Source organism: Clostridium sp. (assembly GCF_036646415.1).
Classification (GTDB): Bacteria; Bacillota; Clostridia; order Clostridiales; family Clostridiaceae; genus Clostridium_J.
On the sequence record NZ_JAVXMF010000050.1, the window covers coordinates 1 to 7,295 of the forward strand.

Here is a 7,295-nt window from a genome sequence, read left to right on the forward strand (position 1 = left end):
GACGACTTTTACTATTCTACTAGATAATTTCTTATCTGTCAACAACTTTCTTTAAGAAGTTTTTCTTAGTTTCTTAAGAAGTGTTCTCTTAATTTCTGTTGTTTCTTTGCCGCATCTCTCAGCGACAAGATTTATCTTACCATACATATTTTTTGATATATAATTTTAGTATCTATTCTGAAGAATTTATATAAAATTTGCTCTATATATCTCCTATTTTCTTTAATTTACTTATGTTGATACACATGGTTTAGTATACTAAAGTGTGTCCATTTCATATGGTTAATTTATGTGAATATACCGAAGTTTACTTGTCTTGTGTGTATAATTGTTCGTTATATGAAAGTATATGTATTTATATAAATACATATACTTTCATATATTATAAATGATTTATTACTATTACACTCTTAATTATTCAATATAAAAAAAGATCTATAAGAAAATAAATTTCTTACAAATCTTAAAAACAATATTCCTATTTAGATAAATATACTGTCATACACTTATTTATAGCTTCTTTTTTTATAATAATATAAGGCTAATTAACTATTTGCCATAGTTAATTAGCCTCTCTCTCTCATTATAATATAATATATCTATTAAATTCTTTCACAATGTTAGTTTTCGATTTATATCCTAATTCATTTAAGGATTTATCTAGAATATTTAAAACAAATACAATTTTATCTCTCTTAGAATTTTCGCCCATATGCCCAATTCTAATGACCTTATTTTCGAGATAATCAAAAGATCCTGAAATTAATAGATTATAATTATCTCTCATGTAATTAATTAACTTGTTAGCTTCTATTCCTTTAGGTGGTTCCACTACTGTTACTGTTGATGAAAAACCACTATTTAAATATAACTTTAACCCATAACTGGTTAATGCATTTCTAGTAGCTACTGCAATATTTCTATGTCTATTGTGTACATTCTCTAGCCCTTCTTCAAGTATATTATCTATGGCAACTCTAAGTCCATATATATCACTTATTGGCATAGTATATGGAAACCACTTTTTATCATAATATCCCTTCCATATAGTTAAGTTACAATAAAATCCTACAATTGGAGCATTTCTTGTCCTCATGGCTTTATCCGCATCATTACTAATGGTAACAATACTTAATCCTGGTGGAGCTGAAAAAGCTTTTTGAGAACCACCTAATGCAATATCTACACTCCACTCATCTACTTTTATCGGTTCTCCTCCCATAGCTGCAACACTATCCACCACCGTTAATATTCCATACTCCTTAAGCATTGGGCAAATTTCACTTATATCATTAAGTACTCCTGATGGTGTATCACAATGAACTACAGTTGCATATTTAAAATTGCTATCCTTATCAAGAAAAGCTCTTAAACATTCCACATCTATTTCTTTTTGTCTATCAGCGGAATACAACACAGGTGTTCCTCCATATATTTTCACAAAATCAGCAAACCCTTGACCAAATACTCCATTATCAATAACTAGTACTCTATCTCCTGGTTCTGTAAGTGATGCACAAGCAGCTTCTAATCCTAATATACCTTCACCACTTAATATAAACACATCCTTCTCAGTATTTAGTAGTTCCCCAATTTTATTACAAGTCTCTCTATAGAAATCATAAAAGTCCTTATCTAAATCTGGATTAGTAGTTTCAATAGCCCTAGCTAATCTTACATTTTCTCTTACATTAGTAGGTCCTGGTGTAAATACATATGGTTTATTCATAATTTCATCTCCTATTCATATCTTCAGTATTAGTAATTAATTGTAATAAAACTTTGTTAATATCCAATTTACGCCTCTAATATGCCTTCCATTCTTGTTATTAAGTTAAAATTCGTTAAGTCGTAATGTAGTGGAGTAACTGTTATATATCCTTCTTTAATCATATCTACATCAGTCTCATCTTGTATTGGATCATCTGGTGCTCCAGTTATCTTATATACTACATGCGCCTCGTCTTTTTCTACTTCCACATACACATTATTATAATTTCTTTCTCCAATTTTACATACTTTTAGCCCTTTTACCTGATCTTTCTTTATAGATGGTATATTTACATTCAAAACTGTGTTTCCTATGTCTATATTTTCTATTTTCTTTAGTATTTTCTCTGCATAATCTGCTGCAATTTCATAACTTTCTTCACTACCATCACAAGATAATGCAATAGCTGGTGTGCTATTTAAAGCTCCTTCAATAGCTGCTGATACTGTTCCTGAATATATTACATCAGTACCTAAGTTAAATCCATCATTTATACCTGATACTACTACATCTATTTTATCTGTACTTATAGTTGTAATAGCAATCTTGGTGCAATCAACCGGTGTACCACTTACACTAAAGCATCGTCCTTCTACACCTTCAATTTTTTCTTCCTTTACTATAATAGGTTTTTCCAATGTTATAGAGTGACTACTTGCACTTCTCTGAGTATCAGGTGCCACTACTAATACATTATGTGTGTTTTGTAATTTCTCTGCTATTATTTTTATACCTCTAGCACTTATCCCATCATCGTTAGTTATTAGTATATTCATAAATTTGCATAATAAAGATTCTATACTTTATTATACATTCCTCCCTTCATTAATAACATTATTTATATTATTACACTTATATATCGTCTTATTAATTATATTTTATTTTATTTTTTAACTAAACTTTTAGTATTTAGTTTTCCTTTTAAAATATATATTAATCATAAACTATATAATTAATATATATTTTACACTAACCTTTAACTTAATTTTATTTTTACCCCCAAGTAAGTTTTTCAAGCTTAATATTGTGACTATACCACTGATCCTTCTCTAAAAGTTCATTAGGACTACCAATATTTTTTATTCTTCCATCTTCTAATATGATTACTTTATCTGCAGCAATCATTGAAGATAATCTATGAGATATAGATAGTATTGTCCTTGAGTCACTCGCCCTTTGTAACACCCAAATAACTTTTTCTTCAGTAATAGAATCAAGATTTGCAGTTATTTCATCTAATAGTAAAATAGGCGGATTAGTAACTATTGCCCTAGCAATTGCTAATAGTTGTTTCTGTCCTTGCGAAAATAGATTATCATTTTCTATAAAAGTTTCATATCCTTTTTCTAATGACATAACATAATCATGTAATCCAACAAACTCAACGGATTTTGCTATATCTTCGCTTGTAATTTTCTTATCTTGTAAGCTAATTTGATCTGCAATACTTCCCTTTATAAAGCTGAAGTTTTGGTCTACGTATCCGAAGATTTTCCTTTTCTCATTATTTGAAATACTATATACATCTACACCATTTATTGTAATAGTGCCCTGGCTAGGTTTTAATAATCCCATAATCAACTTAAATAAAGTGGATTTACCAACTCCCGTTCTTCCTATAAATGTTGCTTTCTCAAGGGAATCTATATTTAGTGAAATATTCTCTAAAACATTAACACCCTCTACATAGTGAAATGAAACATTATTAAAGCCAATAAAAATCTCTTTCCGATTCGGAATAATTTCATTAACCCTTAGTAGCTCATTTTTCTCTTCATCTTCCTTTTCTAAATAAAAATCATTCACTCTCTTCATACCTGAAACAGCCTTTTGAATAGATTGTAACTCCATTCCTAAATTCTCTATTGGTGAAAATAGATTAGAAATCAGATCTATGGATGCTGCAGCCATACCTAATGAAATAGAAATATAACTAAATTGCTTTGATGATAATAAAACTATTAGTGAAATTGCAATAGCTCTTATAATCTGCATAATGGGAGAGTATACTGAATCAAAGTAATTTATTTTCTCTATAGTCTTAAAATTATCGGTAATATAATCTTTATACTTGTCTTCCATATATTTTTCTTTACTATAAGCCTTTATCATCCTAATATTCTTTAAACTCTCAGAAATATGATTATTTACTTTTCCTACTAAAATAAGATTTCTAATTTGAGCTTTCAACATTAGCTTCTGAAAAGTACGTGTAATAATAAAAATAATAGGTAATAAACATAAAGTAATAACTCCAAGCTGTGTGCTGAATATCCATATGGATGCAATAATTCCCAATATTTTAAAACAATCAATTATCATACCGACTATTCCATTAGTAAATAGTGAATTGATCGTATCTACATCATTTGTAAATCTAGATACAATAATTCCAGATTCATTATTCGAGAAATAGCTAGTACTAATTCTCTCCAGCTTACACATCATTTCTCTCCGTATCTCTTTTATTATCTTTTGTCCTAAAACAACTAACAATCCTTCTTTTATAAATTCAAATACACCAATAAATATTAAAACCGCAAGATAAGCAATAGCTATATTAAGAAGACCATTTGCGTTTCCATTTACTAAATGCTTATCAATGATAACCTTTAATAGTTGAGGTGGTATTAAAGTACATACTACAACACCTACTATTACAAATATTAAAGAAATGAACAATACAATATTATTTCTAAGCACCCTTTTTATAGACTTAGCCACCAAATTATTTTTCATTTCCTTCACCTCTTTGCAAATTGTATATTGTAGAATACATCTCTGAAGTTCTCATTAGTTCTTCATGGGTTCCATATTCTATTATCTTATTATCATTAAACATAATAATTCGATTAACATTTTCAAAAATATCTAATCTATGAGATATGATAATAATTATATTTTCCTTATACTTATTGCGAATGTTTTCAATTATTTTTCTTTCAGTTTCCATATCAACAGCAGAAAATGGATCATCTAAGATTATAATCTTGTTTTTATCTAGTATAGTTCTAGCTAGAGATAATCTGGCTTGCTGTCCACCACTTAATCTAACTCCACTACTTCCCACTAATGTGTTTTCCTTTTCCTCCATGGAATCTAAATCCTTATCAAAGCAAATATCCTTCAACACTTCTTGAATAGACTTGTCCTCGCCTAAGGTTATATTATTATAGATAGTATCCGATAACAATTGAGGGTCATGACTTAAATAAGAAATCATCTGGCTTCTTTCATATTCGCTATATTCCCTTAACTCTTTTCCATCTATTTCTATACTACCCTTATACTCATATAATCCCAAAAGTGCTAATCCTAGCGTTGACTTTCCAGAAGCAATAGGACCTGTAACCCCAATAATATCTCCTTGATTTGCAGTAAAATTAACTCCTTGTATAATTGAATTTTCATTATTAGGATAAGTAAAACTTAAATCCTTAACTTTCATCCTTGTATTTTCTGTTGAAATGCTAATACAACTATCCTTCTCAATATATTCACCCAGGTATGGCTTTATACGAAGCCAAGAAATCTTAGACTTTTGTGCTGAGTTGAATAATTTTGATGCCTTGCTAGCTTTTGTTGTAGTGGCTGTAAACATGATCATATAGCTAGAAAAAACTCCAACACTCCAGATTCCATCAATAACTTTATGCCCACCTAAATAAATTACAATAGTGATTCCAAGTAATGCAATAATATTATAAATAGGCTGCATAGAGTTTTCTAAAATGCTAGCTTTAATAGCCTTATTTTGTAAATCTTCTAATTCTAAGAAATATTCTTTTCTATTTTTACCCGCTACTCCATTAATTTTAAAAAGAACTGTATGTTCAATACTATCATAAGTAAGGTCTGTAACCTCACTAGTTTTATTTCGATATGCAATAGAAAATTTATAAATAGCCACTTTTAATATTTCTGCCAACTTCATTGCAACAGGGATAAATATACATGCAAATATAGTAATCTTAAAATCATATACAATCATTGAAACTATGTATGATATCATTAAAACTCCAGTATCAAATACCTCAGTAGTAACCTTTCTGATACCTTCTACACATAACTCTACATCCGAAATGATTCTAGTCATCAAATTACCAATATTCTCATTATCAAGTTCATAAATATTCTTATTCATGATGTTGTTGTAAATCATAAGACGCATAGTTGCACTTGTGCTATTTGCAAATCTTCGCACATAAAACCTCTTAAAAAATCGTGTAACTTGAATAAAAATAATAGTGCCAATAAAAAATCCGATTTGTGTTAGAACCTTATTTATTGGTGATTCATTTAAAATAGAATCTATTAATCTGCCCTGTAGAATTGGTCCTAAAACCGTTGAAACATTGAATATAACCCCAAAGAAGATGATTAAAAATGCAACTTTCTTTTCTTTTATCCAATAATTCTTAATGCAGTTGGATTGTTCCATTGGTTCAATGTTCAATGCTTTCAATATGTTCACCTCCACGATTCTTGATATTCTTAAAATTAGCTCGTCTTTCATTTTTAGACTTAACATATAACTTCTCTAACACTTTTAAGAAAATTTCCTTTGACTCTTCATCTATATCTTCCATGAGCCATTGATAGAAGTAAGCTTCATTAGATGTAGCTATCATCTTTACATCTTTTGTTTTTTCAGTAGAAAACAATTTATTAGAACGTTTATCTTCTTCGTCTTTTCTTCGAAAGATGTAACCCTTCTTTTCAAGATTTATTACAAGGCGAGTAACCGCTGATTTGTCAATTGATAATAAATCTCTTAATGTTTCTTGATTTAATCCTTCATTTTTTCTAATATAACGTAAACATACATATTCTGAAGGACTAAGATTTGCATCCTTAAAAGCATCGTTAGTATACATCTGTGCAACACGACTAATCTTGGTAATATATCTTTTAGTTTCATCCATGTTTATAAACACCTCCAATTAAAAATACCATTGACATATCAACTATTTAAAGCATATCTTTATAAGATTGATATGTCAACTATCTTCTTTCATTGTTCAATGGTAATTTATTAATCAATAATATCAAAAAATAAAAAGAACGTATTATCCATACGCTCTATTTTTGTCTACAACTTTAAGCCAATAGCGGTTGTTTTTATTGTATTTATTTCTATTCAAAAACTTCTACACATAAAAAAAAACACTGTAATCAAATTACAGTGTCTTGGTGGAGATAAAGAGATTCGAACTCTTGACCCCCTGCGTGCAAGGCAGGTGCTCTCCCAACTGAGCTATACCCCCAAATATGGTGGACCTTCAGGGACTCGAACCCCGGACCTACCGGTTATGAGCCGGTTGCTCTAACCAACTGAGCTAAAGATCCATGACTTGGCAACAACCTACCCTCCCACACAGCTGCCCGTGCAGTACTATCGGCCCCTAGATGCTTAACCTTCGTGTTCGGTATGGGAACGGGTGTATCCATCTAAGGCATAATTACCAAATTTTAAAATGGCTCCGCGAAGAGGATTCGAACCTCCAACCTATCGGTTAACAGC

5 protein-coding genes, 2 tRNA genes and 1 rRNA gene are annotated in these 7,295 nt (G+C 29.9%); all 8 read right to left on the reverse strand.

What is annotated here, in order from left to right; translation table 11 throughout:
* Positions 1–583: 583 nt before the first annotated feature.
* Positions 584–1,729, reverse strand: a complete 1,146-nt coding sequence (locus RSD37_RS16360; protein ID WP_346947800.1) for an alanine--glyoxylate aminotransferase family protein — start codon at positions 1,727–1,729, stop codon at positions 584–586.
* 68 nt (positions 1,730–1,797) lie between these two features.
* Positions 1,798–2,547: a 5'/3'-nucleotidase SurE gene (gene surE / locus RSD37_RS16365; protein ID WP_346947801.1), complete on the reverse strand. Its 750-nt coding sequence runs from the start codon at positions 2,545–2,547 to the stop codon at positions 1,798–1,800.
* A gap of 217 nt (positions 2,548–2,764) precedes the next feature.
* Positions 2,765–4,510 (reverse strand): ABC transporter ATP-binding protein, encoded by a 1,746-nt coding sequence (locus RSD37_RS16370; RefSeq protein ID WP_346947802.1) that lies wholly within the window; start codon positions 4,508–4,510, stop codon positions 2,765–2,767.
* On the reverse strand, positions 4,500–6,245 hold the full coding sequence (locus RSD37_RS16375; protein WP_346947804.1) for an ABC transporter ATP-binding protein: 1,746 nt from the start codon (positions 6,243–6,245) through the stop codon (positions 4,500–4,502). The genes RSD37_RS16370 and RSD37_RS16375 overlap by 11 nt, the downstream gene beginning before the upstream one ends.
* The gene (locus tag RSD37_RS16380; protein WP_346947803.1) at positions 6,217–6,696 is read right to left on the reverse strand and encodes a MarR family transcriptional regulator; all 480 of its coding nucleotides are present in this window, start codon (positions 6,694–6,696) and stop codon (positions 6,217–6,219) included. Before RSD37_RS16380 ends, RSD37_RS16375 begins: the two co-directional genes overlap by 29 nt.
* Positions 6,697–6,962: 266 nt before the next feature.
* Positions 6,963–7,038, reverse strand: a tRNA-Ala gene (locus tag RSD37_RS16385).
* 5 nt (positions 7,039–7,043) lie between these two features.
* A tRNA-Ile gene (locus tag RSD37_RS16390) sits at positions 7,044–7,120 on the reverse strand.
* Between the two features lie 3 nt (positions 7,121–7,123).
* Positions 7,124–7,241 (reverse strand): 5S ribosomal RNA (gene rrf / locus RSD37_RS16395).
* Positions 7,242–7,295 lie beyond the last annotated feature (54 nt).